The sequence below is a fragment of the Melghirimyces profundicolus genome (genome assembly GCF_003054245.1).
GTDB lineage: Bacteria > Bacillota > Bacilli > Thermoactinomycetales > DSM-45169 > Melghirimyces > Melghirimyces profundicolus.
Genome location: NZ_QBKR01000036.1, coordinates 1 through 25,826 on the forward strand (window position 1 = coordinate 1; position 25,826 = coordinate 25,826).

Here is a 25,826-nt window from a genome sequence, read left to right on the forward strand (position 1 = left end):
CACCCGTTCCCATCCCGAACACGGAAGTTAAGCCCTCCAGCGCCGATGGTACTTGGGGCGGGAGCCCCCGGGAGAGTAGGACGTTGCCAGGCAGATCAAGACCCCCGTTCCTTTCAGGGAGCGGGGGTCTTTTGTTATGCCCGGGCGCGACGAAGCTCATCTTTCAGTCCGCGTGTGGAATGGGACAAGTTCAATCAAGCATACCTAATATTAGCGGCTGTCTCTCCATGCAGGGTGGGAAAGGAGGTGTCAAAAAAGAAGTAAAAAGGAGGATATTTCGTTCGGATGGAGTATAGTCAATAAGGTGCTTTGATCTTAAAGGGGAAGAGGGGGGAGGGATAAACAGGAAGCAAGTTCTATGATTTGGGTTTTATTTATCGATGAATAGTCTTTCATTCTATGATATAATATGTGAAGAGGTCAAGAAGAAGTTTCGTAATCCCGATTAAGCATGAATCCTTTCGTAAGCCCGTTGGAATTAACACAAATTTTACAATGATTCATCGATTGGTTTCCTTGGTTAATCTCCCAAAAGGTAGGTGGATTGAATGAAGCTGACAACCAAAATCTTGATTGCCATCGTATTGGGCCTCTTCGTGGGGGCAGTACTTAACATCGCATTGCCGGATGTATTTAAGACTTTGAATGAATGGGTCTTCTCCCCGATCGGGGACCTGTTTATAAAAGCAATCAAAATGATCGTGATTCCTCTGGTGTTCTTCTCGATCGCCTTGGGAGCTTCCGGAATCGCCAACCCCAAAAAACTGGGCCGGGTCGGAGGAAAAACCGTTCTTCTTTACTTGGTGACCACAGCCATCGCGATCACCATCGCGTTGCTTTTGGCCAACGTGATCCAACCGGGCGTGGGTGTGGATGTTTCCAAGCCGGATAAAGCGGATGTCGATGCCGCTCCCCCGGTGAAAGACACCTTGCTCAACATCATTCCGGAAAACCCGGTCAAAGCGCTCGCGGAAGGGGAAATGCTCCAGATCATCTTCTTCGCCCTGGCATTTGGGGCCGGGATGGCCCTGTTGGGCGAAAAGGTGAACCGGGTCCGCGAGTTTGTGGAGCAAGCCAACGAAGTCATGATGAAGTTGGTCCATATGCTGATGCGTGTGGTCCCTTACGCCGCTTTTGCCCTGATGGTGAAGGCCATCGGTGAAGCCGGAGTCGAATTGATTCCGAAGATGGCCATGTACATGGTGACCCTGCTGTTGGCATTGGTGATTCATGCCGCGCTGACATACAGCCTGTTCCTTCGCTTCATGGCGAAGATCAATCCGCTGAAATTCTTTAAAACGATGTTCCCGGCCATGGAGGTGGCCTTCACCACCAGTTCCAGTGCCGCCACCCTGCCGGTGACCATGCAGCAGGTGGAGGGCGGCCTGAAAGTGCCGAAGAAAATCGGCAGCTTCGTTCTGCCCTTGGGTGCCACCATCAACATGGACGGGACCGCGATCATGCAAGGGGTGGCCGCCCTCTTCATCGCCCAGTTGTATGGAATTGACTTGACCGTCAGTCAGCAGTTGCTCATCATCCTGACCGCAACACTGGCATCCATCGGGACCGCCGCGGTGCCTTCCGCCGGAATCGTGATGCTGACCATGGTGTTCCCGGTGGTGGGACTGCCCCTTGAAGGTCTCGGTATCGTGCTGGGTGTGGACCGTCTGCTCGACATGAGCCGCACGGCGATCAATATTACCGGCGACGCCATGGTGGCCACCTGTGTGGCGAAAACGGAAGGAGCAGATGTGGAAGTCGACGAAAAAGCTGCGGAAATCGCCTGAAGCAAACGTTTCAACCGGCATCCGGAATCGGGTGCCGGTTTTATTTTGCCCGGATGGGAACATGGCTGATCCGCTTAAAAAACGAACGCTGGTTCGTTAATAAAACATTAATGTTCGTATTTTGTTGACTCCCTCTCGGGAGCCTGTTACACTGAAAGTGAAATAAAACCACATACAAAACCGATTGACTTTGCATTCTCATATATGCCCGGGAATAAGGCTCGGGCGTCTCTACCCGGAAACCGTAAATTTCCGGACTATGGGAAATGCCTTGCCATGGGCGAAAAAGAGCCCGAACGGGAGGTGTTCCCCATGCCCTCGTTCGGGTTTTTCAATTGCATTGATTTAAGCCAACAGGGAACGGAGGAAAGTCAATGGACAAACCGGTCGTGGGTGTGATCATGGGCAGTACGTCGGATTGGCCGACCATGCGGAAAGCCTGTGACGTCCTGCATGAGCTGGATATTCCCTGTGAAAAGCGGGTGGTATCCGCCCACCGCACTCCGGATGAAATGTTCCGTTATGCGGAAGAAGCCGAAAAAAATGGGCTGAATGTCATCATTGCCGGAGCGGGGGGAGCAGCGCACCTGCCGGGAATGGTGGCGGCCAAAACCGTGCTCCCCGTCATCGGGGTTCCGATCCGGACATCCGCTCTGAACGGAATGGATTCTCTTCTCTCCATCGTACAGATGCCCGGTGGAGTGCCGGTGGCCACGGTTTCCATCGGGGATGCGGGAGCCGTCAATGCGGGACTCCTCGCCGCGGAGATGGTGGGGATCCGACTTCCGGAGGTGCGGCGCCGCCTCCATCTCCGGCGTGAACGGATCCGGCAGGAGGTATTGGAGAAAGCAGAGGTGGAAAAGGAGTGAGGGAACACCCGCAAAACCAGATCAATGTTTGGATGCCTGGAAGCACCATTGGCATTTTGGGCGGCGGCCAGTTGGGCCGGATGATGATTCTGGAAGGAAGGAAGATGGGGTACCGTTTTGTCACCCTGGATCCTTCACCGGACTGTCCCGGAGGCCAAGCGGCCGACCGGCATATCACAGCGGGGTTTGAAGACGTGGAAGCGGCACGCTTATTGGCTGAAGAGTCGGATCTGATTACCTATGAGTTTGAAAATGCGGAAGACACCGTAGTGGAAATGTTGGAGTCATCCGCCTCCCTTCCGCAGGGGAGCCGGCTGCTCCGGTTGACCCGCCACCGCATTCGTGAGAAGCGGGCGTTGGAGGGGGCGGGCATTCCGGTGGCGCCTTACCGCAAGGTGACCGATCCCGGGGTTTTTCGGGAAGCTGTGAACAGCCTTGGCTTTCCCTGCGTGCTTAAAACCACCACGGGAGGATACGACGGAAAGGGACAATGGGTATTCCGTTCCTGGGGAGAAGTGGAGGCATTTCACGGCCCCGAACCGGAGAGGGAGTACATCTTGGAGAAATGGGTTCCTTTCGTGAAAGAAATTTCCGTTATCGTTGCGAGAAGTGTCAGGGGGGAAGTGAAAGCCTTCCCTCCCGCCTGGAACACCCATCGACGTCAAATCCTGCACCAATCCGTTGTGCCGGCACCGGTGGAGCCATCCGTTCTTGAACGGGCCGATGCATTGGCCCGGCGGGTGGCGGAAAAGCTGGATGTGGTGGGACTGATCGCGGTGGAAATGTTTCTTTTGGAAGACGGGACCCTGTATGTGAATGAATTGGCCCCCCGCCCCCATAACTCGGGGCACTATACGTTTGAAGCCTGTGTCACTTCCCAGTTCGAGCAGCACATCCGTGCCCTGTGCGGGCTTCCGCTGGGATCCACTCGATTGTTGACCCCCGCGGTGATGATCAATATTTTGGGAGAGGACACGGAGCAGTTCCAACGCCGCATGACCGATTTGCCGCCGGAGGTCAAAGTGCATTGGTACGGCAAGATGGAGAACCGGCCAGGTCGAAAGATGGGCCATCTGACTGTGTTGGGGTCCACCTTGGAGGAAGCGCTGGCCACTGCAGAACGTTTGCAAGGGACACTGCCGATTATGAACAGAGGGGTTGAATTCAGCCGATGATCCAACGATACACCCGCCCGGAAATGGGGGCGATCTGGACCGACGAAAACCGTTACCGCGCCTGGCTGAAGGTGGAAATCCTCGCTTGTGAAGCCTGGGCGGAACTGGGCGTGATCCCCCGGGAAGACGTGGAGAAAATCCGGGCAAAGGCGCGCATTGATGTGAACCGGATCCTGGAAATCGAACAAGAAACCCGGCATGACGTGGTGGCGTTCACCCGGGCCGTTGCCGAAACACTGGGCCCGGAGTCCAAGTGGGTGCACTATGGCCTCACCTCAACCGATGTGGTGGATACGGCTCTTTCCTATCTGCTGCTGAAAGCGAATGAAATTTTGTTGAAGGATGTGGACCGGTTCCTGGAGGTATTGAAAAACAAAGCCCTCGAACACAAGGATACGGTGATGATGGGCCGGACCCACGGGGTGCACGCCGAACCCACCACCTTCGGGTTGAAGATGGCACTTTGGTACTCCGAGATGAAACGGAACCGGGAACGATTGATCCGCGCGGCTGAGACCGTTGCTTACGGGAAAATATCCGGTGCCGTCGGTACTTATGCCAACATCGATCCCTTTGTGGAAGCCTACGTTTGCAAAAAACTGGGGTTGAATCCGGCTCCGGTTTCCACACAAACCCTGCAGCGGGACCGCCATGCGGAATATCTCTCCGCGCTCTCTCTGATCGCCACTTCCTTGGAGAAGTTTGCTGTTGAAATCCGCGGGTTGCAAAAGAGTGAAACCCGGGAAGTGGAAGAGGCTTTTGGAAAAGGACAGAAGGGCTCCTCCGCCATGCCTCACAAACGGAATCCTGTCGGCTCGGAGAACATTACCGGTCTGGCCAGAGTGGTTCGCGGAAACATGCTGACCGCCTTTGAAAACGTAGCCCTTTGGCACGAGCGCGACATTTCCCACTCTTCGGCGGAGCGGGTGATTCTCCCTGACACCACCATTCTTCTCAATTACATGTTGAACCGGTTTGCTGGAATCGTCGAGAATCTCACTGTTTTTCCGGAAAACATGAAGCGGAACATGAAGCGGACTTACGGATTGATTTATTCCCAGCGGGTTCTTTTGACGTTGATCGATAAAGGGCTGAAACGGGAAGAAGCTTACGACCGGGTGCAGAAGCTGGCCATGCAGGCCTGGGAAGAAGCCAAACCCTTCCGCAGGCTGGTGGAACAAGATGAAAAGATCGCTTCCGTTCTGACTCCCGAAGAGATCGCGGATTGTTTTGACTATCGGTATCACCTGAAACGGGTGGATGAAATTTTCCGCCGCCTGGAACTTTTGTAAGAGAGACCAACGGAGGGAAGGGGAACGGTATGTACCGGCCAGAGCTCTTATACGAGGGGAAAGCCAAAAAGATCTTCCGGACCGAAGATCCGGAGCGGGTCCGGGTGGAGTACAAAGATGACGCCACTGCTTACAACGGCGGAAAAAAGGGTTTCATAACCGGAAAAGGGGAGCTGAACAACCGGATCAGCGCTTTCTTCTTCGATTATTTGGGAAAGCGGGGCATCCGCCACCATTTCCTGAGTTTGTTGTCGTCCACGGAGCAGTTGGTGAAACGGGTGACCATCCTTCCGGTGGAGGTCGTGGTCCGGAACCGGGCCGCCGGCTCCATGGCTAAGCGTTTGGGGTTGGAAGAAGGGCTCTCCTTCCCCCGTCCCGTGGTGGAGTTTTACTACAAGGACGACCGTCTGGGGGATCCGCTGATCAATGAGGACCACATCGCACTCCTGGAATTGGCCACCCGCAAACAGGTGATGGACATGCGGGAGACAGCCTTGAAGGTGAATCAACAGTTAGTCGGCCTGATGGCCGAAAAAGGGGTGGACCTGGTGGATTTCAAGCTCGAGTTCGGAGTGGACGGCCGGGGAGACCTTCTTGTCGCCGACGAAATCTCGCCGGACACCTGCCGGTTCTGGGATCGTGTGACGGGGAAGAAACTGGATAAAGATCGATTTCGCCGCGATCTCGGAGAAGTGGAAGACGCTTACCGGGAAATTTGGAATCGCCTGGGAGAGGATGTCCTTGTATAAAGCAACCATCACGATCCGTTTGAAAACGAGTGTGCTGGATCCCCAGGGAAATGCCGTGAAGGGCTCCCTTCATTCCCTCGGATACGGGGAGGTCCGGGACGTGCGGATCGGCAAAACCATGGAAGTTTGGCTGGACACCCCCGACGCCGGGGAAGCGGAAGGGCGGGTGGAGGCCATGTGCCGTGAGCTTCTGGCCAATCCCGTCATCGAAGAGTACGAATTCCGACTGGAAAAGGGGGCGTAACCATGCGGTTTGCCGTTCCGGTTTTCCCCGGTTCCAACTGTGATGAAGATTGTGCCAAAGCAGTCAGGGAGATCTTGGACCGTCCGGTGGATTTGGTCTGGTACAAGAACGGAAATCTGGATCCCTATGATGCGATCCTCCTGCCCGGAGGATTTTCCTACGGGGATTACCTCCGGACCGGGGCACTGGCCCGTTTTTCCCCTGTCATGGACGCGGTGGCGGAAGCCGCGGATCGCGGGAAGCTGGTGTTGGGGATCTGCAACGGATTTCAGGTTCTTCTGGAAGCGGGTCTCCTGCCGGGAGCCATGCGGGTGAACGATCACCTGAAGTTTCGCTGTTCCATTCAGACTCTCCGGGTGGAGAACAACCGGCTGCCCTTTACCGGCCTGTATGAAGAAGGGGAGGAAATCCGCCTTCCCATCGCCCACGGAGAAGGGAACTACTATTGTGACGACGGGACGTTGAAGGGACTGGAAGAACGGGGGCAAATCGCTTTCCGTTACGCTGGGGAGAACCCCAACGGGTCTGTGACCGGCATTGCCGGAATCACCAACCGGGAGGGGAATGTCCTGGGGTTGATGCCCCATCCGGAGCGGGCGATCTACGGTTGGATGGGCACCGATGACGGTGCACGGCTGTTCCGCTCGATGCTTCGTTACTGGGAGGGGATGCATGGTGCGGCTTGAAGAACGGATGATGGCAGACCGGGTGGATCGGGCGTCGGAAAATGAGCCGGGCCCGGAGGAGATCCGGGACAGGGAGTGCTTTCGGGAAGTGGGTCTGACCGCGGAAGAATACGGAAGCATCCGCGATCACCTGGGGAGGCTGCCCAATTGGACGGAGTTGGGGATCTACAGTGTCATGTGGTCGGAACACTGCAGTTACAAAAACTCCAAACCCCTGCTGAAACGGTTCCCGGTTGAGGGTCCCCATGTACTGCAAGGCCCGGGAGAAGGAGCCGGGGCTTTGGATATCGGAGACGGTCAAGCCGTGGTGTTCAAGATCGAGAGCCATAACCATCCCACCGCGGTGGAGCCTTTCCAGGGGGCGGCGACCGGGGTGGGCGGGATCATCCGGGATGTTTTTTCCATGGGCGCACGCCCCGTCGCCCTCCTCAACTCCCTCCGCTTTGGCTCCCTTTCCAACCCCCGCGTTCGCTATCTGTTCGAGCAGGCCGTGGCGGGGATCGCCCATTACGGGAACGTAGTCGGCATTCCCACCGTCGGCGGCGAGGTGGAGTTTGACGCCAGTTATGAAGGAAATCCCCTGGTCAACGCCATGTGTGTCGGTGTTCTTCCTCACGAAGACCTGCAGAAAGGGATCGCCCAAGGGGTTGGTAATCCGGTTATTTACGTGGGATCGAGCACCGGCCGGGACGGAATTCACGGAGCCACCTTCGCTTCGGAAGAGCTCGGGGAAGATTCGGAAGAAAAACGTCCTTCCGTTCAGGCAGGCGACCCCTTCATGGAGAAGTTGCTCCTGGAGGCCTGCATGGAACTGGTGAAGAAAAAAATTCTGCTCGGGATTCAGGACATGGGAGCCGCCGGTTTAACCTGCTCCAGTGCCGAAATGGCGGCGAAGGGAAACACCGGGATGGAACTGGACCTGGACCGCGTGCCTCAGCGGGAAACCGGCATGACTCCCTACGAAATCCTGCTTTCGGAATCCCAGGAGCGGATGCTGTTGGTGGTGGAGGACGGCCGGGAAGGAGAGGTTCGGGAAGTCCTGGATAAATGGGGATTGCAGTCCGCTGTGATTGGTCGCGTGACCGGGGACGGCCGCTACCGGGTCCGACAGAAGGGCCGGATTGTGGCCGACATCCCCGTCAAAACCTTGGTGGACGATGCTCCGGTATGTTACCGGAAAGGAGAGGAACCGGAATATTACCGGGTCAATGCCGACCGACATCCGGAAGAGAAGTGGAAGGAGTGCGATCCCGGCGAAGCGTTGAGACAGGTACTGGCCTCCCCCAACGTGGCCAGCAAGCGCTGGGTGTATCAGCAGTATGATCACATGGTCCGGACCAGCACCGCGGTACGGCCGGGTTCCGACGCGGCCGTCATCGTTCTGGACGGTCTGGATAAGGCCTTGGCGATGTCCACCGACGGAAATTCCCGGTATGTCTATTTGGATCCCCGGCAGGGCGGGATGGCTGCGGTTGTCGAAGCAGCCCGGAACGTGGTCTGTTCCGGTGCCCGGCCGCTCGGGATCACCGATTGCCTCAATTTCGGGAGCCCCGAAAAGCCGGAGGTCTTCTGGCAGCTGGAAGAAGCCGTGAACGGAATGAGCGAAGCCTGCCGGCACCTGGGGACCCCGGTGGTGGGCGGGAATGTCAGTCTCTACAACGAGTCAAAGGGAACGATCCACCCGACCCCGGTGGTGGGAATGGTGGGCCTGGTGGAAAGCCGCCGTCACATCACCACCCAGGAATTCAAACGGGAAGGGGACCGGATCTTCCTTCTTGGGGAAACGCTGCCGGAACTGGGCGGAAGCGAGCTGCAACTGGTATTGGACCAGAAGGTATCGGGACGTCCTCCCCGGGTCGATCTGGAGAAGGAGAGCCAACTCCAACGGATCATCCTCACGGCCATCCAAAAGGGTTGGGTTTCCTCGGCCCATGACTGCTCTTCCGGGGGTTTGGCCGTCACGCTGGCTGAATCCGCCTTCGGCACCCATCTGGGAGCGAAGGTTCACCTTCGGACGAAATGGGATCCCCTCGTGATGCTTTTCAGTGAAAGTCAGTCCCGTGCCGTTCTGAGCGTTTCTCCGGAACATGCGGAGGCGTTCGCGGGTTTGGCAGAGGCAGAAGGGGTGCTGTGTGCAGAGATCGGAGAGGTATGCAGGGAGTACTTGACGGTGGAAGTCAACGGACAGCCGGCCATCGACGCGCGGGTGAAGGACCTGCGAGCCATTTGGGAAGGGGCGATACCATGCGCGATGAATCCGTTTTCGACGAATTGAGAGAGGAGTGCGGCGTTTTCGGGGTGGTGGGGCATCCCGACGCGGCACAACTCACTTATTACGGACTTCATGCCCTCCAGCACCGCGGTCAGGAAAGTGCCGGCATGACGGTGACCAGCGGAACGGGTTTCCGCTATCACCGCAGCATGGGGTTGGTCAACGAAGTGTTCAACGGTGAAATCCTCCGGGGATTGGTGGGACACAGCGCCATCGGCCATGTCCGGTATTCCACCACGGGGGAAAGCTTGTTGACCAATGCGCAGCCCCTTGTGTTTCACTATGACGCGGTTGGACAGCTGGCATTGGCCACCAACGGGAATCTGGTCAATGCCCCCGGGATCAAAAAGGAGTTGGAACGTGAGGGAGTCGTGTTTCACACCACTTCCGATACCGAAGTGATCGCCCATCTGATCACCCGGTCCCGGGCGGAACGGTTGGAGGATGCAGTCAAGGAAGCGCTCAATCAACTGGTGGGGGCCTATGCCCTTTTGATCCTGACCAACGACCGGTTGCTGGTGGCTCAGGATCCCCATGGGCTGCGTCCCCTTTCCATGGGAATGTTGGGGGACCACTATGTTTTTTCTTCCGAAACCTGCGCATTCGATGGCATCGGGGCGGAATATCTTCGTGCGGTTGAGCCCGGAGAACTCCTCGTCCTGGACCTGAATGGACGGGAAGGGCTGCGTTCGATGCGTTTCTCCGAGCCGGCACCCAGGGCCGTCTGCTCCTTCGAATATATCTATTTTGCCCGTCCGGACAGCAACATTGACGGGATCAACGTCCATTCGGCGAGAAAAAACCTGGGACGGAAGTTGTTTGAAGAAGCGCCGGTGGAAGCCGATGTGGTGACTGGGGTCCCTGATTCCAGCACGTCGGCGGCGATCGGGTTTGCCGAAGCGGCGGGGATTCCCTTCGAGTTGGGGTTGATTAAAAACCGATACGTGGGCCGGACGTTCATCCAACCGAGCCAGCACCTGAGGGAACAGGGGGTCAAGATGAAGCTGTCCGCCGTTCGGAAAGTGGTGGAAGGAAAACGCGTCGTTATGATCGACGACTCCATCGTCCGCGGGACCACAAGCCGCCGCATCGTGCGGATCCTGAAAGAAGCCGGCGCGACGGAAGTTCATGTGCGAATCAGTTCCCCTCCGGTCAAGCACTCCTGTTTCTACGGGATCGACACTTCGGACCGGAAACAGCTGATCGCCGCCGATTATTCCGTCGAGGAAATAAGGGGAATCATCGGAGCCGACTCCCTCCGCTTTCTCAGCGAAGAAGGACTCGTCCAAGCGGTGGGTCGTCCCAAGGAAAATGATACCTGCGGACATTGCTTGGCCTGTTTCAACGGGGACTACCCCACGGCTGTCGGAACGGAGACACCGGTTTTGGCGGGGGGGAAGATTCGATGAGTGAAGCGTACCGACAGGCGGGTGTCGATCTCGATGCCGGAAACGAAGCCGTCAAACGAATCAAAGGGCACGTGCAGCGCACGCGCCGGCCGGAGGTGCTCGGGGGAATCGGGGGGTTCGGCGGCCTCTTCCGGCTGTCGGGCTACCGGGATCCCGTGTTGGTGGCCGCCACGGACGGTGTGGGAACCAAGTTGAAAATCGCCTTTGCCATGGATCAACATGATGCCATCGGGGTGGACTGTGTCGCCATGTGTGTAAATGATCTGGTGGTGCAGGGGGCGGAACCCCTCTTCTTCCTGGATTATCTTGCGACAGGAAAGTTGGATCCCGCTCAGGCGGAAGCGGTGGTCAAGGGGATCGCCGACGGGTGTGAGGAGGCGGGGTGTTCCCTGATCGGAGGAGAAACGGCGGAAATGCCCGGGATGTATTCCGGAGGGGAGTACGACGTGGCCGGCTTTGCCGTCGGAGCGGCGGAGAAGGACCGGCTCCTCGACGGCCGGTATATCCGTCCCGGGGACGTCATCCTGGGGTTGGCCTCCGACGGCCTTCACAGCAACGGGTACTCCCTGGTCCGGCGGATCCTGCTGAAGGAAGGGTGGGCCCGCCTGGAACAAACCGTTCCTTGGGGGAGACAAACCTGGGGGGAGGCGTTGCTTACCCCTACACGGATCTATGTAAAATCCTTCCTCTCCTTGATGGAGACCTGCCGGATCAAGGGAGGGGCCCACATCACCGGGGGCGGCCTTGAGGAAAATGTTCCCCGGATGATCCCCCCGCGATACGGCGTCCGGATCCACCGGGGGAGGTGGCCGGTGCCCGACATTTTCCACGCCCTCTCCCGGGAAGGGAAACTGGGGCCGGAGGACCTGTACCGCACATTCAACATGGGAATCGGAATGGTTCTCTTCTTGCCGGAAGAAGAGGCCCAAGAAGCGGTTAAAACTGCGGTGGAAGCCGGGGAACGGGCCTATGTGATCGGAGAAGTGATTCGTGATTCCGGTGTACACTGGAGCGGGAGGAATCCGTTTTGAGTATCGCTGTATTCGCATCGGGAAACGGAAGCAACTTTGAAGCCCTCGTAGAACGCTCGAAGCGACAGGGATGGCCGGAAATGATTACCCTGCTGGTGTGCGACCGTCCCGGAGCCGGGGTCCTGGACCGCGCGAAGCGGCTGGAGATCCCTTCCGCCGTTTTCCAGCCGGCCGACTATGCTTCCAAAGCCGAGTATGAAAAAGAAGTTCTCGCCCTGCTCCGGGAACGCGGAATCCGCTGGATCCTTCTGGCGGGTTACATGCGGATGGTCGGGTCGGTGCTCTTGGAGGCCTGCCGATGGCGCATCCTGAACATCCACCCTTCTCTGCTCCCCGCATTTCAGGGGAAAAATGCCATCCAGCAGGCCTTGGATTACGGTGTCCGGTGGACCGGGGTGACAGTCCATTGGGTCGATGAGGGAATCGATACGGGGCCCATCATCGATCAGAAACCGGTATTGGTGGAGCCTGATGACAATGTGGAATCCTTACAGAAGAAAATCCAATTCGTTGAGCACAACCTGTATCCCGCCGTGGTCCGCAAATTGTTGACCGGACAGGTGAGCCCCCCGGAAGGGGACGGCGGCGGGAAAGGGGAACAAGACTGAAAATGAAGGAGGACTTGCACTTGAATCCCATCCGGCGGGCACTGATCAGCGTTTCGGACAAGAACGGAATCGTGGAACTGGCCCAAAAACTCTCCCGAATCGGGGTGGAAATCGTTTCGACCGGAGGGACCCGGCGGGTGTTGACGGAAGCGGGGTTGCCGGTGATCGGTGTTTCAGAAGTGACCGGTTTCCCGGAAATTCTGGACGGTCGGGTAAAAACCCTCCACCCCCGGATCCACGCCGGTCTCCTGGCGGTGAGAGACGAAGAAGAACACATCCGGCAACTGAACGAACACAATATCCCCCTGTTCGACCTGGTGGTCGTCAACCTGTATCCTTTCGAGGAAACCGTCGCCCAACCAAGGGTCACCCGGGAGGCAGCCATTGAGAACATCGATATCGGAGGCCCCTCCATGGTGCGGGCGGCGGCGAAAAACCATCGCTATGTGACGGTGGTCGTCGACCCCGACGATTACGGAACCGTACTGGATCAGGCAGCTCAGGGGGGAGTGCGCCAGGAAACACGGGAGAGGCTGGCGGCGAAAGCCTTCCGGCACACGGCCGCTTACGATGCTTTGATCGCCCAATATCTGACGGAAAATGCGGGGGAATCCCACCCGGAAAAATGGACGGTGACGTTCAACAAAGCACAGGATCTCCGTTACGGAGAAAACCCGCACCAGCCCGCCGCCTTTTACCGGGACCCGCTTCCCCGCAAAGGAACGCTGGCGGAGGCGGAACAACTCCACGGCAAGGCGCTTTCTTACAACAACATCAACGATGCCAACGCGGCCTTGGAAATCGTGTCGGAATTCGACCGACCCGCGGCGGTCGCGGTCAAGCATATGAACCCCTGCGGCGTGGGTGTGGAGGAGACCGCCGCCGGGGCTTTCCGCAAAGCATATGAGTCGGATCCCGTCTCCATTTTCGGCGGCATCGTCGCCCTCAACCGGACCGTGGATCTGGAGACGGCGCGAAAGATGAAAGAAATCTTTCTGGAAATCGTGCTGGCGCCTGATTTCGAGGAAGAAGCGCTGGCTGTTCTTAAGGAGAAGAAAAACCTTCGTTTGCTGCGGTTGGGAGAGTTTCCGGATGAGCGGAAAGCTGCCCCCCGGATCCAGACGGTCAGCGGGGGCGCGCTGATTCAGGCGGAAGACAAAAAGCGCATCCGGCGGGAGGATTGCACGGTTCCCACCCGGCGGAAACCGACGGAGGAAGAATGGGAACAGCTTCTGTTCGCCTGGAAGGTGGTGAAGCACGTCAAGTCCAATGCCATCGTGCTCGCACGGAACTCCCGGACCGTCGGGGTGGGGGCCGGACAGATGAACCGAGTCGGCGCGGCCCGAATCGCGGTGGAGCAGGCAGGCAAAGAAGCCGTGGGTTCCGTTCTGGCCTCCGATGCCTTCTTCCCCATGAAGGATACCGTGGAAACCGCGGCACAAGCCGGTGTCACCGCCCTGATCCAGCCGGGGGGCTCCATCCGGGACCAGGAATCCATTGATGAAGCGGACCGCCGGGGGCTCGCCATGGTCTTCACCCATACCCGGCATTTCAAACATTAAGGACCTTGTTAACATAAGCACCTCCTCCGGCGTATATATAAAAGACCAGATCGCCGAGGGAGGGTTCGCCATGTACGTGGTTCGATGGTCGATCTTCTTTGTTTTCGCTACACTTTCCCTCTTGTGGCTGACGGCATCCCTAGGCTGGTACGAACCTTATTCTTGGCAGTACGGCATTCGGATGGCGGGCGGTGTCTATTTTTTAATCGCCCTGGTGTTGAGCGGAATCATGTCCATCCCGACGGTGCGCCGAAAAACCAGCCGGACTCCCGTTCAGCATGTGGATTGGTCTTTTATCTTCATCGTGGTCACCATCGCCTTGTTCGGGGTGAGTTTGTGGTTTGAGTGAACCGTATCAAGGAGCTTTCCACAAATCCATCATAAAGCATCACGGCCGCAGGATCCGGCCGTGGTTGGACAAGCCTTGCGAACAAGGATCCCATCCTTAAAAAAGGCGGTGTCTGAAAATGCGTGTGCTGGTGATCGGCGGCGGGGGACGGGAGCACGCCCTCGTTTGGAAGCTGAAACAGAGTCCCCGGGTCAAGGAGATCTACTGCGCACCCGGAAACGGCGGGATCGGGGAGATTGCGACCTGTGTACCCATTGCCGCCACGGATGTGAACGGTCTGCTCCGGTTCGCGAGGGACCGGGGAATCGACCTGACGGTGGTGGGTCCGGAAGCGGCCCTGATGGCCGGGGTCGTGGATACATTCGAAGAAAGAGGGTTTCGGATTTTCGGGCCCGAAAAAGCAGCGGCCAAGGTGGAAGGAAGCAAGCGATTTGCCAAGAGATTGATGGAGAAGTACGGCATCCCAACCGCGGCGTACCGGACGTTTTCCGATCCGAAAGAGGCAGTGGCCCACATCCGGGAGCAAGGGGCTCCCATCGTGGTCAAAGCCGACGGACTGGCTGCGGGCAAAGGGGTGGTCGTAGCCGGTACCGTGGAGGAAGCGGTGAATGCTGTCCGCCGGATGATGGAGGAACGGACCTTCGGTTCCGCAGGGGAACGGATTGTGGTGGAAGAATGTCTGACCGGCCAGGAAATGTCCCTGATGGCCTTTGTGGACGGAGAGACGGTCCGTCCCATGGTTCCGGCACAGGATCATAAGCCGGTTTTTGACGGCGATCGGGGTCCCAATACCGGTGGAATGGGGAGCTACAGTCCGGTCCCCCAAATCCCCGAAGAGCAGATCCGGGAAGCGGAGACCCGAATTCTGGAACCCATGGCCAGGGGAATGGTCCGGGAGGGTCTCTGTTACCGGGGGGTTCTTTATGCCGGATTGATGATCACGGAAGAGGGTCCCCGGGTGATCGAATTCAATGCCCGTTTTGGGGATCCGGAGACCCAGGCGGTGCTTCCGCGGTTGGAGGGTGACCTTGCGGAGATTCTGATGGCGGCCACCGAGGGTCGGCTGGACAAAGTGGAAGTGGCTTGGAGAAGGGAAGCGGCCCTCTGTGTCGTGATGACATCAGGGGGATATCCCGGTCCTTACCCCAAGGGGATCGCGATTGAAGCACTGCCGGAAAACGCGGAGGACCTTATGATCTTTCATGCGGGCACCAAAAGAAAAGACGGCCGTCTGGTGACCGCCGGAGGCAGGGTCCTGGGCGTGACCGCCTTGGGCCGGGATCTCAGGGAGGCGAAACATACGGCGTATCAAACTTTGGAATCCATTGTTTTTCAAGGTGCCCATTTCCGGAAAGATATCGGCCTTCGGGCCATCGATTCCCGAATCTGAAACAACCACCCCGAAAACCGGGGTGGTTATCTTTCGAAAGAGCGGGAATAAGTGAATAGCACTTCTTTGGTCCGAAGCCGATCCTGATCATGGGGATGCCTGTATGTGAAAAGAGGTATTTAAGTTGTAAATGTCCCGCAAAACGATTGGCAGATGTTAAGATAAACATACGGAGAAACCCCTTTTCAAAATTTTCCAAAAGATGTCAATCCGCTGTGTAGAAAGTTTTACAAAAAGGGGGTAGCAATTGAGGAATTTATGGTACCATGATATGATATTAGCATGACTGACTGCAATCCGGTTGCAGGACAGTAGAGAGCGAGTGATCCCACATCAAGAACAAATCTCTGGTATTTTCTTTTCTGTTGGTCGTAAGAAATGAAGAGAAATATATAGAAGACCTGCTGGAATCCATCATGAATCAGGATTTCCCGCAGGACCGGTACGAAGTTATCGTCGTGGACGGGGAATCCAACGACCGCACGCCCGAGATCATAGAAGCCTTTCAGCAACGATATCCCGGGCGGATCCATTTTCTCTCCAATCCCAGAAGAACCCTGGCAACGGGGTGGAACATCGGAATTCAACACTCCGAAGGGGAGTATGTGATCCGGGTGGATGGACACAGCCAGATCCCGGCGAATTTTCTTTCCAGCACCTACCGGGTGGCCCAAAGGGTCCCCGAAGCCTCCTGTGTGGGCGGTATTGTGGAGACGAAGGGGACCGGATTCTGGGGGGAAGTGAATGCCTATGTCTACTCCCATCCCTTCGGAGTCGGGAACTCCAAGTTTCGGACGACCAAGACGGATTGGGAAGGTTATGTGGACACGGTTCCCTATGCCGCTTACAAGCGGGAGATCTTCGATGAAGTCGGTTACTTTGACGAAAACCTGAAGCGGAACGAAGACCTGGAGATGCATTCCCGCATCCGCAGAAACGGCGGTTCCTTTTTCCTGTCCACCGCCATTCGGTCGACGTATTTCGTGAGGAACACCCTCTGCGCTTTTTTGAAAAAATCCTACAGTGACGGAAAGTGGACCATTGTCGCCAGCAAACAGGGGATGGACGTTCTGCGTTGGCGTCATTACATTCCGCTGATCGTGGTCCTGATGTCCATAATCCTGGGAGCGGCCTCCTTTTTCAGCCCGGTCGCCCTGATTTCATTATTTGCACTGATCGGGATCTATATCGTTCTCTTGGTCGGGTCTTCCTGGGGGATCGTCAAGGAAAAGGGTTGGAAGGCTTTCTTTCCCTGCATGATGTCGTTTTTCCTGTTGCATTTCAGCCGTGGATTCGGTTCGGCTGCGAGCTTTTTGAGCAAGCAATACTGGAGGGGTGACCGTGACCGGGTCCATGAAGAAGGGCAGTACGACGGAAAAGTTACCAACGTTGCCCGTTGACAGCGAGAAGATCCGAACCTATCGTTCCCTCTGCCAAAAACCCAGGCAACTGGAGGAAATCTGGTCCTGGTATGTTTTGCGGAGGATCTCCATCTATTTGACGGTGGGGCTGGGCCGGACCCGGGTGACGCCAAACGGGATCAGTTGGTCCAGCCTCCTTTTCTTCGCGATGACGGGATGGTTTCTGATCCCGGGGGAGGCCTGGGGATATTTTCTCGCCTTCCTGTTTTACAACCTCGGTTATCTCGGGGATTGCATGGACGGTGAGCTGGCGCGGTTGAAAAAGGTGACCAGCCGGCTGGGGGTTTACTTGGACACCTTGATCCGGGCGATGAGCATTCCGATCCTCGCCGGTGTCTCCCTGGGATTGCTCCGGCAAACGGGGTGGGCGCCGATCGGTCTCGCGGCCTCTTCCCTCATCTACGGGGCCGTGCTGGTGGGAACCCTGGCGCTGTTGGTCCCTCTCTCCTACAACTACGTGGGGCTGAAAACGGATGAGAATGATCCGGTCAGCGAGATGAGAACGTCCTCCCCTCTCATGGAGTGGGTGGCGTTTTTTACGGGGTTGCCGGGGTTCTTCGCTTTCCTCTTTATATTCACCGGGGTGGAATTTTTATCCGGAGCCTCCGTTGTCCCCCTGCTGTTGATCGTTTTTTTAACGGTGATGACCGTAAAAACGCTGATTCGATTGTATCTTACCACACAGAAGTTAATTTAGATTTCATTCCGATTAAAATTGTGTAAAACGCATATTACAAAAAACAAGGAGTTGTTTTTCGCATGAAAGTCGTGATTCTGGCAGCCGGAGTGGGCAGCCGCCTTCGGCCGGAGACGGAAGACAAGCCGAAAGCCATGATCCGTTTGGGTGATAAACCGCTGGTTCAGTACCAGGTGGAAAGCGTGCGCAAATCCGGTTTCAAAGACGAGGACATTTACATCCTCGGGGGATACAAAATGGAGCGGATCCGGGAGCACTTCAAGGGTTCGGATATCCGGTTCATTTACAACCCCCATTATGAATCCATGAACAACATTTATTCGTTTCTTCTGACGAAAGAAATCGGGGATGACCTTCTCCTGATCAACTCCGATGACTTTTACGACGAGCGCGTGATCCCCCTGATCCTGGATTCACCCGACCGGACCGCGATCCTGGTGGACACCCAAAAAGTGCTGACGGAAGAGTCCATGCGGGTCAAACTGGACAACAACCGGCTGAAGCTGGTGAACAAGAAAATCGCTCTGGACGAGGCTGACGGGGAATACATCGGTATCTCCAAACTGGCAAAGCCCGATCTGGACGTTCTGTATGATAAGGCCCGTGCCATGATCGACGCCGGAGACACCGATGCCTGGTATGAAAACGTCTATGAAGCCTGTGCATCCGAGGTGACGATCAAAGCGGTCGACACCGAAGGATATCCGTGGGTGGAAATTGACGATTTCAATGATCTGGATACCGCCAAAAAACTGGCCTCGATCGTTCGGTCCTGACCGGGAGGCGACTGACATGGCTAAAAAAGTGCATATTCCGATCCAGTTGATCATTGAACACCGCGCCATCGCGCATTTGTTCAAGACCAAGGTCTATGACTGGATCCGGGATCAAAAAGTGGCCCTGATCAGCGGGAGCGGAAAAACCCGGAAAGTGACCGAGGAGATCATCGATGTCATTTCCGGGCAGGCTTCCGCTATCCAAGTGATGACCTGCGAAGACAACACTCTGGATACGATCAACGAGCTGGAGCGGAAAGTGCTGGAGGACACTCCCGACATGATCTTCGGTGTCGGGGGCGGAAAAGCGCTGGACGTTTCCAAAGTGGTGGGAACACGCAGCAATGTGCCGGTGGTGTTGTTCCCCACCGCCATTTCCAGTGATGCCATCTGTTCTCCCGTCGCTGTGATCAAAATGCTGAACAAGAGCACCAGCATCGGGGTAAAAATGCCCCAAGGCGTGGTGATTGATTTGGACATCCTGGCCTCCTGCCCGCCGCGGTTGATGTCCGCCGGGATCGGAGATCTTTTGTCCAACAAATCCGCCCTCTTCGATTGGGATCTGGCCCATCGGGCCGGCAAGGAAGAGATGAACACCTTCGCCCGTCTGATGGCCAACAATGCGGTGGATTCCTTTCTGAACGTACTCAACCGGGAAGAGGTCGACCCGTCCCGGCTGATGAAAACAGCGGCGGAATCCCTCATCATGAGCGGAATCGCGATGTCCATCGCCGGTTCCAGCCGTCCCTGCAGCGGGTCGGAACATCTGATCAGTCACGCGATGGATTACCATTGCGGGGCCAAAGCGCTCCACGGGGAACAGGTGGCCATCGGGGTGCTCTTTGCTCAGCACCTCCAGGGAAAGAGGGAAAAGGTGGAACGGCTCCTTCCTTACTATGAGAAGCTCAGTCTTCCCACCCACTACGAAGACCTCGGATATACCCGGGAGGAGATGCTTCGGGCTGTTCGCAAGGCACCATCGATGAGAAACCGTTACACCATCTTCAATGAATTTGAACTAACGGATGAAACCATTGACAAAATGTTGGACGAAGTTTACCCCGACCATGCCAGGAACCGTTATCAGTTGACGGGGTCGTCCGCCGGATAAGGAGTTACTCGTCATGCTGGCACACCTGATGAAGTACAAGGAATTGATGTATTTCCTGGTCCACAAGGAGTTGAGGATCCGGTACCGGAACTCCCTGTTCGGATTCTTCTGGACCCTCCTGGAGCCACTGGGTTTGATGGTGATTTACACCGTGGTGTTCGGTTATCTTGTCAATCTGAACAAGGGATTGCCGGAGGGAGCTTACCCTCTGTACGTTTTGGCCGGCCTGATCCCGTGGACCTTCTTTAACAACTCGGTTCGAAAAGGGACCAAGGCACTTTCCGGCAATGCCTCATTGATCAAAAAGGTTTATTTTCCCAGGGAGATCTTCCCGTTGACCATGCTGATATCCAACTTGGTTAATTTCATTCCCGCCTTTGCACTCGTGTTGGTGATGGCGATGGTAATGAATCAGCCCATCCATGGGGACCAACTGGCCTTGTTGCCCGGAATGATCCTGTTACAGGCATTTTTCACCTTGGGAGTGGCTTTGCTGGTTTCCGTGCTCAATGTTTACTACCGGGACGTGGAGTTTATCGTCAACTTGCTGATGCGGGCCTGGATGTACCTTTGCCCGATTATTTATCCCATGAGCCGGTTGTACAGCAGAGATACAGACCCGGTGGTTCAACAGCTCGCCGACCTGTACTGGCTCAACCCGATGGCCGTCATCATCTCTTTGTATCATGGAATTTTCTTTCCTGAACAAGGAGTGCCGGCCCATCCTGCTGTTCCGGGTCTCTGGATCATCTACACGATATTGGTGACCATCATCTTGTTCTTTGCGGCCTGGTATCTGTTCCGTAAGATGAACCGCCGTGTAGGGGAAGTGATCTGACGATGGAAGCGATTGTCGTCGACAAGCTGACCAAGCATTTTCGGAGAGCCTATGATAAAACCCTGAAAGGATTTTTCATCTCCCTGGTCAAAGGGGAAAAGCGTTATAAGGAATTCACGGCTTTGAACAACGTTTCCTTCAAAGTGAACAAAGGGGAATCCTACGCCATCATCGGGAAAAATGGAGCGGGGAAAAGCACGTTGTTCAAAGTGTTGTCCGGCATTATCCATCCTGATTCCGGAAGTGTGAAAATCAACGGGAAGGTCGCCCCCCTGATCGAATTGGGGGCGGGTCTTTCCCGGGATTTGACCGGCGCTGAGAACATCCGGCTCAATTGCGCCATTTTCGGTCTGGACCGAAAACGGATCGAAGAAGTGTATCCCAAGATCGTGGAGTTTTCCGAGCTGGAGGAATTCATCCACACCCCGGTCAAGTTTTATTCCTCGGGCATGAAAGCCCGGTTGGGCTTTTCCATCGCGATCCACATCGATGCGGATATCATCCTGATCGATGAAGTGCTGGCGGTGGGAGATAAAGATTTCAAGAAGAAGTGCTATGCCAAGATGGAGGAGATCCGTGACTCGGGGAAAACCCTCGTGATCGTCTCCCACAGCTTGAAACCGCTCAGAAAGATCTGTGACCGGGCTTTGATTCTGGAGCGCGGGCAAGTGGTGGACATCGGAGAGATCAACGAGATGATCGACAAATACCAGGATGAGAAAAAAACCAATAACAAAAAGAAGAAAGGAGCGTGATGACTGATGAGACAAGAACAACATAAGTTCACCTTGGAAGATGTGAAAGCGACCTACAAGAAAAAAGACGCCTGGTGGACCGTGTTGCTTGTGGATCCCGTGGCCTCCCGGTTGATTGTGCCGACGGCCAACCACACGAACATCACGCCCAACCAACTTTCAATCTTTTCCTTTATTCTCGGGCTGACCGCGGCATATTGCTTCTTCCTCGGAAATTATGCAGCGCTGGTGGCCGGTGCCCTTCTGTACCATATCAGCTTCATCATCGATTGCATGGACGGAAAAATCGCCCGCCTCAAGGGAACGGGTTCCACCTTCGGGATGCTGTTGGACATCAGCCTGGATCACATTCGGGTCGTCCTCTGCGGAGCAGCGCTGACCTACAGTCAGTTCCGCCTCACCGGGGACGTGACCTATCTCTACCTCGCGTTCCTCTTTCTGGCGGCTTATTGCGCCCGCCACATCAACGCTCTTCAACTCTACAAGCTGCGTCGCGACATGCGGGGAAAATTGCGTAAAGCCCGCCGGAAACTGAAGCGAACTGCCGAGGCCGCCGGGATCGTCATTAATGAGCCGGAAGTCCAGAATGCGGACAAACCGGAAGAAGACGAAGAAGAAGCGGAGAAAAAAGAGGCCTTGGACCGGCCTTCCAAGGCAGAGGGGCCGGAGGAGGAATTGTTGCAGAAGAAGAGATTCGATCTGCAACAGGAGTTCAAGTCCAAATTCAGCACCTACATGCGGATCCGGGATTTCTTCCTCAACAAGCGGATCCGGATGCACCTGTTCAGCGGGATCGAATTCCAGATGTTCATCTTCGTGGTGGCACCGATCGTCGGCTTGCTCAAGGAGACGATCTTCTTCGGATCCATCCTGCTCATGGCCTTCGAGGCAGCGATCGTCTACAAGATCTGGCTCTCCACGAAGGATTTTGAACGGGAATTCACCCGCATCCGCCAGGCAACCGAGAAAATCGAAGCCACTCTTCCTCCTGAGGACGACGAGGATGCCGACCGGATGGAAGCGGTGGGAGCCAAATGACAAAAACGGGACGGCGTTCGTTTGAGGGCTGCTGACTGGATGAAGAAGACGGGGGAAAGCGAAAGGAATTTCGCTTTCCCCCTGTTTTCACCCGAGCCCGCCGAGGGTCAGGGACTCTTTTTCCCCCTGAATGCTCAGAGAACCCCGGGGGACTTCAAACCACCAAGCGCCCTTGGTTTTTTTGACGGGAGAAAAACCCGCGCGTTTCAGGTTCCGGGCCATATCCCAGCTGGCTGTATAGACAAATGCATTTTGCCCCGCTTCATCAAACTGAATCACGGTTTCTTTTTCTTCTTCACTCAGGGCCATGTTCTCACTCTCCTCTGAAAAAAGCTTCCTGCAGTTCGATCATATGTTCCCTTTCTCCTTCTATCTTATCACGATTTGGACGGTTTGCCACCTGTTCGGGGCATTTCGGTCGGCTGGACAGTGGTTCCCCTGTGTGTTTGGGATCCAACGAAATCTTCCTCTCTTTTAAAATAAAGGGGAGACGATGCCAGATTCAAGGGTAATTTTCTGAAGACGTTGATAAAAAATAAAAACTCCGCAAACAGCGGAGTATGCTTCTGATATAAGAAAATCAAGTCTGTTTGATGCTGAGTACCCGATAGCCATGCTGCTCCAATTTCTCACAAATGGTTTCCAGGCGGGAAGTGGGCGACAGCTTCAGAAGAATCCTCCGGACCGCTGTATCTCCGGAGTCGAAGGTGGTAACCGATATAATATTTACGTCAAAAGGTTTCAAGAGGGATAACAGATGATCCAAGACATGGGGATGATCGACAAACACCCCGATCAACATCCGGATGCCCTTGACTCCGTAACCCATGGCTCTCGCGATCGCCGTTTCGATGTCGGAGATTTTCACGATGCCCGCCAGGGTGGATTGGTCGGGCTCCACGATGGGGACAAAGGGAACACGCACCACCAGGGGCAACATTTCTTCAAAATCGCTGTCCAACGTCAGAGGGCGGACGCTTTCCACCGCATCACCCAAGGGTCTTTTCCAGGCAGACTCTCCCCAATCTCCGGAGCGGAGCAGGGATTTAAGAATCAAACGGTAGCCGGTGATTCCGCGAAATGCCTTGTTTTCGTCCACCACGGGAGCGGTGTCCAATCCTTCCTTCTGCAAAAGCTCCAATGCGTCTTTCACGTTTGCGTCCTTTCGAATGGTGGACAGCTGTGAAAAGGGTGTGATGCAGTTCTGAATCAGCATGGCTTCCATTTCCCCTCCTTCATATCACCCCAATATATGTGGAGGGGAGGGAGGAAATGTCGGCGAATGCCGATCGAGACGGTTTATTCGGCTTTGCGCTTCCGCCAGACGAGGTCCACCACCAGCCCCAGTACGACGAGGGAACCGACCACGGCAGCTATGACGAAACTGTAGTCGTTAAAAAGGTCCCCGAGGATCCACCCATCCATCAGAACCCCTCCTTACTCTCCGTCGGTTGCCCTCTTTTTCCAGGTTGAACCTCCCGGGTGGAGATTCCCATGACGTACAACATGGGACAAAAACGTGTGATGCCTTCCGCTGTTTTCATACCGGAGAGCATGGCCGTCATCAGGGGCATCAAGCTGTGAGGACGGCGAACCATGCGGGAAGTCGACCAGGCGAGCCCGGTCAAACCGACCGTGATTCGCATGATCGCATCCCATGTTCCCACGTTTTTCTGCATCTTCTCACCTCCCGAGCCTGTGATCCATTCTTATTATCTTCGGCGGTGTTCCCCTTATACGGGCCCCGACCTCTGGTGAGTTATGGTAGCATGAGGTTAAGCGGGAGAGGAGAGGAGAGAAGTCATGGCAGCCAACATCCGTGAACAGTCACTGGAACCCCTGATTCAAACCGCCACCGGGAAACGCACACCGACCAGGGTGCTGGCGGGAGGGGATGTTTTCAATGTGTTTACCGGCGATTTGGAACGGGCGGACGTCGCCCTTTGCGACAACCGGATTGCTTATGTTGGAGACTTGAAACAGGCCGGAATTCAACCGGCCAACCCCGCAAGCGTGATCGATGTGTCGGGCAAGGTGTTGGTTCCCGGGTACATCGAACCCCACGCCCATCCTTTTTTGCTGTACAACCCTGTCACCTTGGCCCGGGAAGTGGTGAAGCGGGGTACCACCACATTGATCAATGATAATCTGTTTTTTTTCAGCCGGATGAAAATGGAAGAGTGGAGCCGGCTGCTCCGGAAGTTAAACAAGCTTCCCGTCAAGATGTTCTGGTGGGCCCGGTTGGACGCTCAGGCCCGTTTGCCGGAATCCCGGGAGCCGCTTTTCGATGAAGAACGGGTAATGGAAGAACTCTCCCGCCCAGCTGTACTACAGGCGGGAGAACTGACGGATTGGGTCCCTCTGTTGGAGGCGGAAGAAAAGCGGGTGCGCTGGGTGGAAGAAAGCCGTAAAAAGGGCATCCGCGTGGAGGGGCACGCTCCGGGCGCCTCCCGCCGGACGTTGGCATGCCTTGCCGCCGCCGGTGTTACGGGGGACCATGAGAGCATTACCGCGGAAGAGGTATGGGACCGGCTCCGGCTGGGGTACATGACCACGCTCCGACACAGCTCCCTGCGGCCGGATCTGCCGGAACTGATCCAAGGATTGATGAAAGGAAACCGGGAGGTGCCCTGGCACCGTCTGATGATGACCACGGATGGACCGACACCTCCCTACTTGAAAAAAGGTTTTGTGGATTATCTGATCCGGACGGCCATCGAGGCAGGGTGTCCGCCGGCCCGGGCTTATCAGATGGCAACGGTCAACCCGGCGGTCTATTACCGGCTGGACGAACATCTCGGAGCGATCGCGCCGGGACGGGTGGCGGACATCAATGTTCTGGACTCCCTGGAGGAGCCGGACCCTGTACAGGTGGTGGCTGAGGGAGAACCGGTGGCCAAAGAAGGCCATCTCTTGGTAAATGGCCCCGAAGTGGATTGGAAAGGGTACTCCAGTCTCAAGCACCGGTGGAACGCGGGACTCTGTTCCGAGCATTTGGCCCATCTCCCCAAGGGATCCGGTGGGAGAGTTCCGGTCATTCACCTCCTGAACCCCGTCATCACCAAAATGGAATGGGAAGACGTGACCAGTCACGGAATTCGGCCTTTCCACGCCCCGGGGGAGGAAGACCTTTTGGTCGCCCTGGTGGACCGGGAGGGGAAATGGATGACCAAATCCTTGATCCGGGGGTTCGGAAAAAACATCGACGGTTTGGCAAGTACCTACAACGGTTCCGAGGATCTGCTTCTCTTCGGGAGAGATCCGGAAGCGATGGCCCGTGCGGGAAACCGGGCTCTTGAACAAGGCGGGGCGATTACATGGGTGCAGGGAAGGGAAGAAGTGTACAATCTTCCCCTCCCATTGGGCGGAAAAACCAGCCTGTTACACATGGAGGAACTGATCCCTCGGACAGAGGATCTGGTACGGAAACTGAAAGAATTCGGCCACCCCTTTCACGATCCCGTCTATACTTTTCTATTTCTCTCTTCCACCCATTTACCCCAGGTGCGACTGACCGCGGGTGGACTCGTGAGGGTGAAGGACAAAAAAGTGTTGGTTTTGCCGGATCGTCTTGAATCCACATAAAAAACGCCCCGATGATCGGGAGCGGAGGTCCGCGGGTTTATGCCTCCTTCGGTGTGTTCGGTCTTTCCAAAATCGACCTCCTGAAATGACCGGGCAGGACACGATTGGCAGACAGTCAAAGAGGTTTGAGACGTTAACCGAAGAATGGTTGAGGCGGGTGGAAACCACCTCAGACTGACGAA

The 25,826-nt window shown here is 56.0% G+C and carries 26 protein-coding genes, 1 rRNA gene and 1 riboswitch; of the genes, 23 read left to right on the top strand and 4 right to left on the bottom strand.

Going from position 1 to position 25,826, the window contains the following annotated elements:
• The 22 genes from rrf to C8P63_RS17315 all read left to right on the top strand — a co-directional run.
• Positions 1-92: ribosomal RNA gene (gene rrf, locus C8P63_RS17210) — 5S ribosomal RNA — on the top strand; the annotation flags it as partial.
• Between the two features lie 456 nt (positions 93-548).
• Entirely contained in the window at positions 549-1,787 is a 1,239-nt protein-coding gene (locus tag C8P63_RS17215) for a dicarboxylate/amino acid:cation symporter (protein WP_108026227.1), read from the top strand.
• 178 nt (positions 1,788-1,965) lie between these two features.
• Positions 1,966-2,067, top strand: a riboswitch (purine riboswitch).
• Positions 2,068-2,161: 94 nt separating this feature from the next.
• Entirely contained in the window at positions 2,162-2,656 is a 495-nt protein-coding gene (gene purE, locus C8P63_RS17220) for a 5-(carboxyamino)imidazole ribonucleotide mutase (RefSeq protein ID WP_108026229.1), read from the top strand.
• A gap of 32 nt (positions 2,657-2,688) precedes the next feature.
• Positions 2,689-3,831 (top strand): 5-(carboxyamino)imidazole ribonucleotide synthase, encoded by a 1,143-nt coding sequence (purK, locus tag C8P63_RS17225; protein WP_108026275.1) that lies wholly within the window; start codon positions 2,689-2,691, stop codon positions 3,829-3,831.
• Positions 3,828-5,123, top strand: coding sequence for an adenylosuccinate lyase (purB, locus tag C8P63_RS17230; protein WP_108026231.1), 1,296 nt, complete (start codon positions 3,828-3,830; stop codon positions 5,121-5,123). Before purK ends, purB begins: the two co-directional genes overlap by 4 nt.
• 29 nt (positions 5,124-5,152) lie before the next feature.
• Complete coding sequence (gene purC, locus C8P63_RS17235) at positions 5,153-5,872, top strand: phosphoribosylaminoimidazolesuccinocarboxamide synthase (RefSeq protein ID WP_108026233.1); 720 nt, start codon at positions 5,153-5,155, stop codon at positions 5,870-5,872.
• On the top strand, positions 5,859-6,116 hold the full coding sequence (gene purS / locus C8P63_RS17240; protein WP_425437328.1) for a phosphoribosylformylglycinamidine synthase subunit PurS: 258 nt from the start codon (positions 5,859-5,861) through the stop codon (positions 6,114-6,116). The genes purC and purS overlap by 14 nt, the downstream gene beginning before the upstream one ends.
• A 2-nt stretch (positions 6,117-6,118) precedes the next feature.
• The gene (gene purQ / locus C8P63_RS17245) at positions 6,119-6,802 is read left to right on the top strand and encodes a phosphoribosylformylglycinamidine synthase subunit PurQ (protein WP_108026237.1); all 684 of its coding nucleotides are present in this window, start codon (positions 6,119-6,121) and stop codon (positions 6,800-6,802) included.
• Between the two features lie 22 nt (positions 6,803-6,824).
• Positions 6,825-9,077 (top strand): phosphoribosylformylglycinamidine synthase subunit PurL, encoded by a 2,253-nt coding sequence (gene purL, locus C8P63_RS17250; RefSeq protein ID WP_425437331.1) that lies wholly within the window; start codon positions 6,825-6,827, stop codon positions 9,075-9,077.
• The gene (purF, locus tag C8P63_RS17255) at positions 9,047-10,483 is read left to right on the top strand and encodes an amidophosphoribosyltransferase (RefSeq protein WP_108026241.1); all 1,437 of its coding nucleotides are present in this window, start codon (positions 9,047-9,049) and stop codon (positions 10,481-10,483) included. The genes purL and purF overlap by 31 nt, the downstream gene beginning before the upstream one ends.
• Positions 10,480-11,514, top strand: coding sequence for a phosphoribosylformylglycinamidine cyclo-ligase (gene purM / locus C8P63_RS17260; protein ID WP_108026243.1), 1,035 nt, complete (start codon positions 10,480-10,482; stop codon positions 11,512-11,514). Before purF ends, purM begins: the two co-directional genes overlap by 4 nt.
• Complete coding sequence (purN, locus tag C8P63_RS17265; RefSeq protein ID WP_108026245.1) at positions 11,511-12,122, top strand: phosphoribosylglycinamide formyltransferase; 612 nt, start codon at positions 11,511-11,513, stop codon at positions 12,120-12,122. Before purM ends, purN begins: the two co-directional genes overlap by 4 nt.
• A 2-nt stretch (positions 12,123-12,124) precedes the next feature.
• The gene (gene purH, locus C8P63_RS17270; RefSeq protein ID WP_108026247.1) at positions 12,125-13,684 is read left to right on the top strand and encodes a bifunctional phosphoribosylaminoimidazolecarboxamide formyltransferase/IMP cyclohydrolase; all 1,560 of its coding nucleotides are present in this window, start codon (positions 12,125-12,127) and stop codon (positions 13,682-13,684) included.
• Between the two features lie 70 nt (positions 13,685-13,754).
• Entirely contained in the window at positions 13,755-14,033 is a 279-nt protein-coding gene (locus C8P63_RS17275) for a hypothetical protein (protein ID WP_108026249.1), read from the top strand.
• A 118-nt stretch (positions 14,034-14,151) separates the two neighbouring features.
• Positions 14,152-15,423, top strand: coding sequence for a phosphoribosylamine--glycine ligase (gene purD / locus C8P63_RS17280; protein WP_108026251.1), 1,272 nt, complete (start codon positions 14,152-14,154; stop codon positions 15,421-15,423).
• A gap of 365 nt (positions 15,424-15,788) precedes the next feature.
• Positions 15,789-16,823 (top strand): glycosyltransferase family 2 protein, encoded by a 1,035-nt coding sequence (locus tag C8P63_RS17285; protein ID WP_281258743.1) that lies wholly within the window; start codon positions 15,789-15,791, stop codon positions 16,821-16,823.
• The gene (locus tag C8P63_RS17290; RefSeq protein WP_108026255.1) at positions 16,765-17,541 is read left to right on the top strand and encodes a CDP-alcohol phosphatidyltransferase family protein; all 777 of its coding nucleotides are present in this window, start codon (positions 16,765-16,767) and stop codon (positions 17,539-17,541) included. Before C8P63_RS17285 ends, C8P63_RS17290 begins: the two co-directional genes overlap by 59 nt.
• A 62-nt stretch (positions 17,542-17,603) precedes the next feature.
• Entirely contained in the window at positions 17,604-18,317 is a 714-nt protein-coding gene (locus C8P63_RS17295; RefSeq protein WP_108026257.1) for a phosphocholine cytidylyltransferase family protein, read from the top strand.
• Between the two features lie 16 nt (positions 18,318-18,333).
• Positions 18,334-19,428, top strand: coding sequence for an iron-containing alcohol dehydrogenase family protein (locus tag C8P63_RS17300; protein ID WP_108026259.1), 1,095 nt, complete (start codon positions 18,334-18,336; stop codon positions 19,426-19,428).
• Positions 19,429-19,441: 13 nt separating this feature from the next.
• Entirely contained in the window at positions 19,442-20,266 is an 825-nt protein-coding gene (locus C8P63_RS17305) for an ABC transporter permease (RefSeq protein WP_108026262.1), read from the top strand.
• 2 nt (positions 20,267-20,268) lie between these two features.
• Entirely contained in the window at positions 20,269-21,021 is a 753-nt protein-coding gene (locus C8P63_RS17310) for an ABC transporter ATP-binding protein (protein WP_108026264.1), read from the top strand.
• Positions 21,022-21,027: 6 nt separating this feature from the next.
• Entirely contained in the window at positions 21,028-22,059 is a 1,032-nt protein-coding gene (locus C8P63_RS17315; protein WP_108026266.1) for a CDP-alcohol phosphatidyltransferase family protein, read from the top strand.
• A gap of 87 nt (positions 22,060-22,146) precedes the next feature.
• Here the strand turns inward: C8P63_RS17315 and C8P63_RS17320 are convergent, their stop codons facing one another.
• The 4 genes from C8P63_RS17320 to C8P63_RS17330 form a co-directional block, all read right to left on the bottom strand.
• Positions 22,147-22,368 (bottom strand): hypothetical protein, encoded by a 222-nt coding sequence (locus C8P63_RS17320; protein WP_108026267.1) that lies wholly within the window; start codon positions 22,366-22,368, stop codon positions 22,147-22,149.
• A 271-nt stretch (positions 22,369-22,639) separates the two neighbouring features.
• Positions 22,640-23,284 carry a CBS domain-containing protein gene (locus tag C8P63_RS17325; RefSeq protein ID WP_108026269.1) on the bottom strand — a complete coding sequence of 215 codons (645 nt, stop codon included), beginning with the start codon at positions 23,282-23,284 and terminating at the stop codon, positions 22,640-22,642.
• Between the two features lie 74 nt (positions 23,285-23,358).
• The gene (locus C8P63_RS19835) at positions 23,359-23,484 is read right to left on the bottom strand and encodes an EYxxD motif small membrane protein (RefSeq protein ID WP_281258744.1); all 126 of its coding nucleotides are present in this window, start codon (positions 23,482-23,484) and stop codon (positions 23,359-23,361) included.
• Positions 23,484-23,738 carry a YgaP family membrane protein gene (locus C8P63_RS17330; RefSeq protein WP_108026271.1) on the bottom strand — a complete coding sequence of 85 codons (255 nt, stop codon included), beginning with the start codon at positions 23,736-23,738 and terminating at the stop codon, positions 23,484-23,486. The genes C8P63_RS19835 and C8P63_RS17330 overlap by 1 nt, the downstream gene beginning before the upstream one ends.
• Before the next feature lie 124 nt (positions 23,739-23,862).
• Between C8P63_RS17330 and C8P63_RS17335 the strand changes: the two genes are divergently transcribed.
• Entirely contained in the window at positions 23,863-25,644 is a 1,782-nt protein-coding gene (locus C8P63_RS17335; RefSeq protein WP_108026273.1) for an adenine deaminase C-terminal domain-containing protein, read from the top strand.
• The last annotated feature ends 182 nt before the right edge of the window (positions 25,645-25,826 follow it).

Coding starts and splice junctions, on each gene's coding strand:
- C8P63_RS17215 (WP_108026227.1), top strand. CDS start 549: ATGAAGCTGACAACCAAAATCTTGATTGCCATCGTATTGGGCCTCTTC.
- purE (WP_108026229.1), top strand. CDS start 2,162: ATGGACAAACCGGTCGTGGGTGTGATCATGGGCAGTACGTCGGATTGG.
- purK (WP_108026275.1), top strand. CDS start 2,689: ATGCCTGGAAGCACCATTGGCATTTTGGGCGGCGGCCAGTTGGGCCGG.
- purB (WP_108026231.1), top strand. CDS start 3,828: ATGATCCAACGATACACCCGCCCGGAAATGGGGGCGATCTGGACCGAC.
- purC (WP_108026233.1), top strand. CDS start 5,153: ATGTACCGGCCAGAGCTCTTATACGAGGGGAAAGCCAAAAAGATCTTC.
- purS (WP_425437328.1), top strand. CDS start 5,859: ATGTCCTTGTATAAAGCAACCATCACGATCCGTTTGAAAACGAGTGTG.
- purQ (WP_108026237.1), top strand. CDS start 6,119: ATGCGGTTTGCCGTTCCGGTTTTCCCCGGTTCCAACTGTGATGAAGAT.
- purF (WP_108026241.1), top strand. CDS start 9,047: ATGCGCGATGAATCCGTTTTCGACGAATTGAGAGAGGAGTGCGGCGTT.
- purM (WP_108026243.1), top strand. CDS start 10,480: ATGAGTGAAGCGTACCGACAGGCGGGTGTCGATCTCGATGCCGGAAAC.
- purH (WP_108026247.1), top strand. CDS start 12,125: ATGAAGGAGGACTTGCACTTGAATCCCATCCGGCGGGCACTGATCAGC.
- C8P63_RS17275 (WP_108026249.1), top strand. CDS start 13,755: ATGTACGTGGTTCGATGGTCGATCTTCTTTGTTTTCGCTACACTTTCC.
- purD (WP_108026251.1), top strand. CDS start 14,152: ATGCGTGTGCTGGTGATCGGCGGCGGGGGACGGGAGCACGCCCTCGTT.
- C8P63_RS17295 (WP_108026257.1), top strand. CDS start 17,604: ATGAAAGTCGTGATTCTGGCAGCCGGAGTGGGCAGCCGCCTTCGGCCG.
- C8P63_RS17300 (WP_108026259.1), top strand. CDS start 18,334: ATGGCTAAAAAAGTGCATATTCCGATCCAGTTGATCATTGAACACCGC.
- C8P63_RS17305 (WP_108026262.1), top strand. CDS start 19,442: ATGCTGGCACACCTGATGAAGTACAAGGAATTGATGTATTTCCTGGTC.
- C8P63_RS17310 (WP_108026264.1), top strand. CDS start 20,269: ATGGAAGCGATTGTCGTCGACAAGCTGACCAAGCATTTTCGGAGAGCC.
- C8P63_RS17315 (WP_108026266.1), top strand. CDS start 21,028: ATGAGACAAGAACAACATAAGTTCACCTTGGAAGATGTGAAAGCGACC.
- C8P63_RS17320 (WP_108026267.1), bottom strand. CDS start 22,368: ATGGCCCTGAGTGAAGAAGAAAAAGAAACCGTGATTCAGTTTGATGAA.
- C8P63_RS17325 (WP_108026269.1), bottom strand. CDS start 23,284: ATGGAAGCCATGCTGATTCAGAACTGCATCACACCCTTTTCACAGCTG.
- C8P63_RS19835 (WP_281258744.1), bottom strand. CDS start 23,484: ATGGATGGGTGGATCCTCGGGGACCTTTTTAACGACTACAGTTTCGTC.
- C8P63_RS17330 (WP_108026271.1), bottom strand. CDS start 23,738: ATGCAGAAAAACGTGGGAACATGGGATGCGATCATGCGAATCACGGTC.
- C8P63_RS17335 (WP_108026273.1), top strand. CDS start 23,863: ATGGCAGCCAACATCCGTGAACAGTCACTGGAACCCCTGATTCAAACC.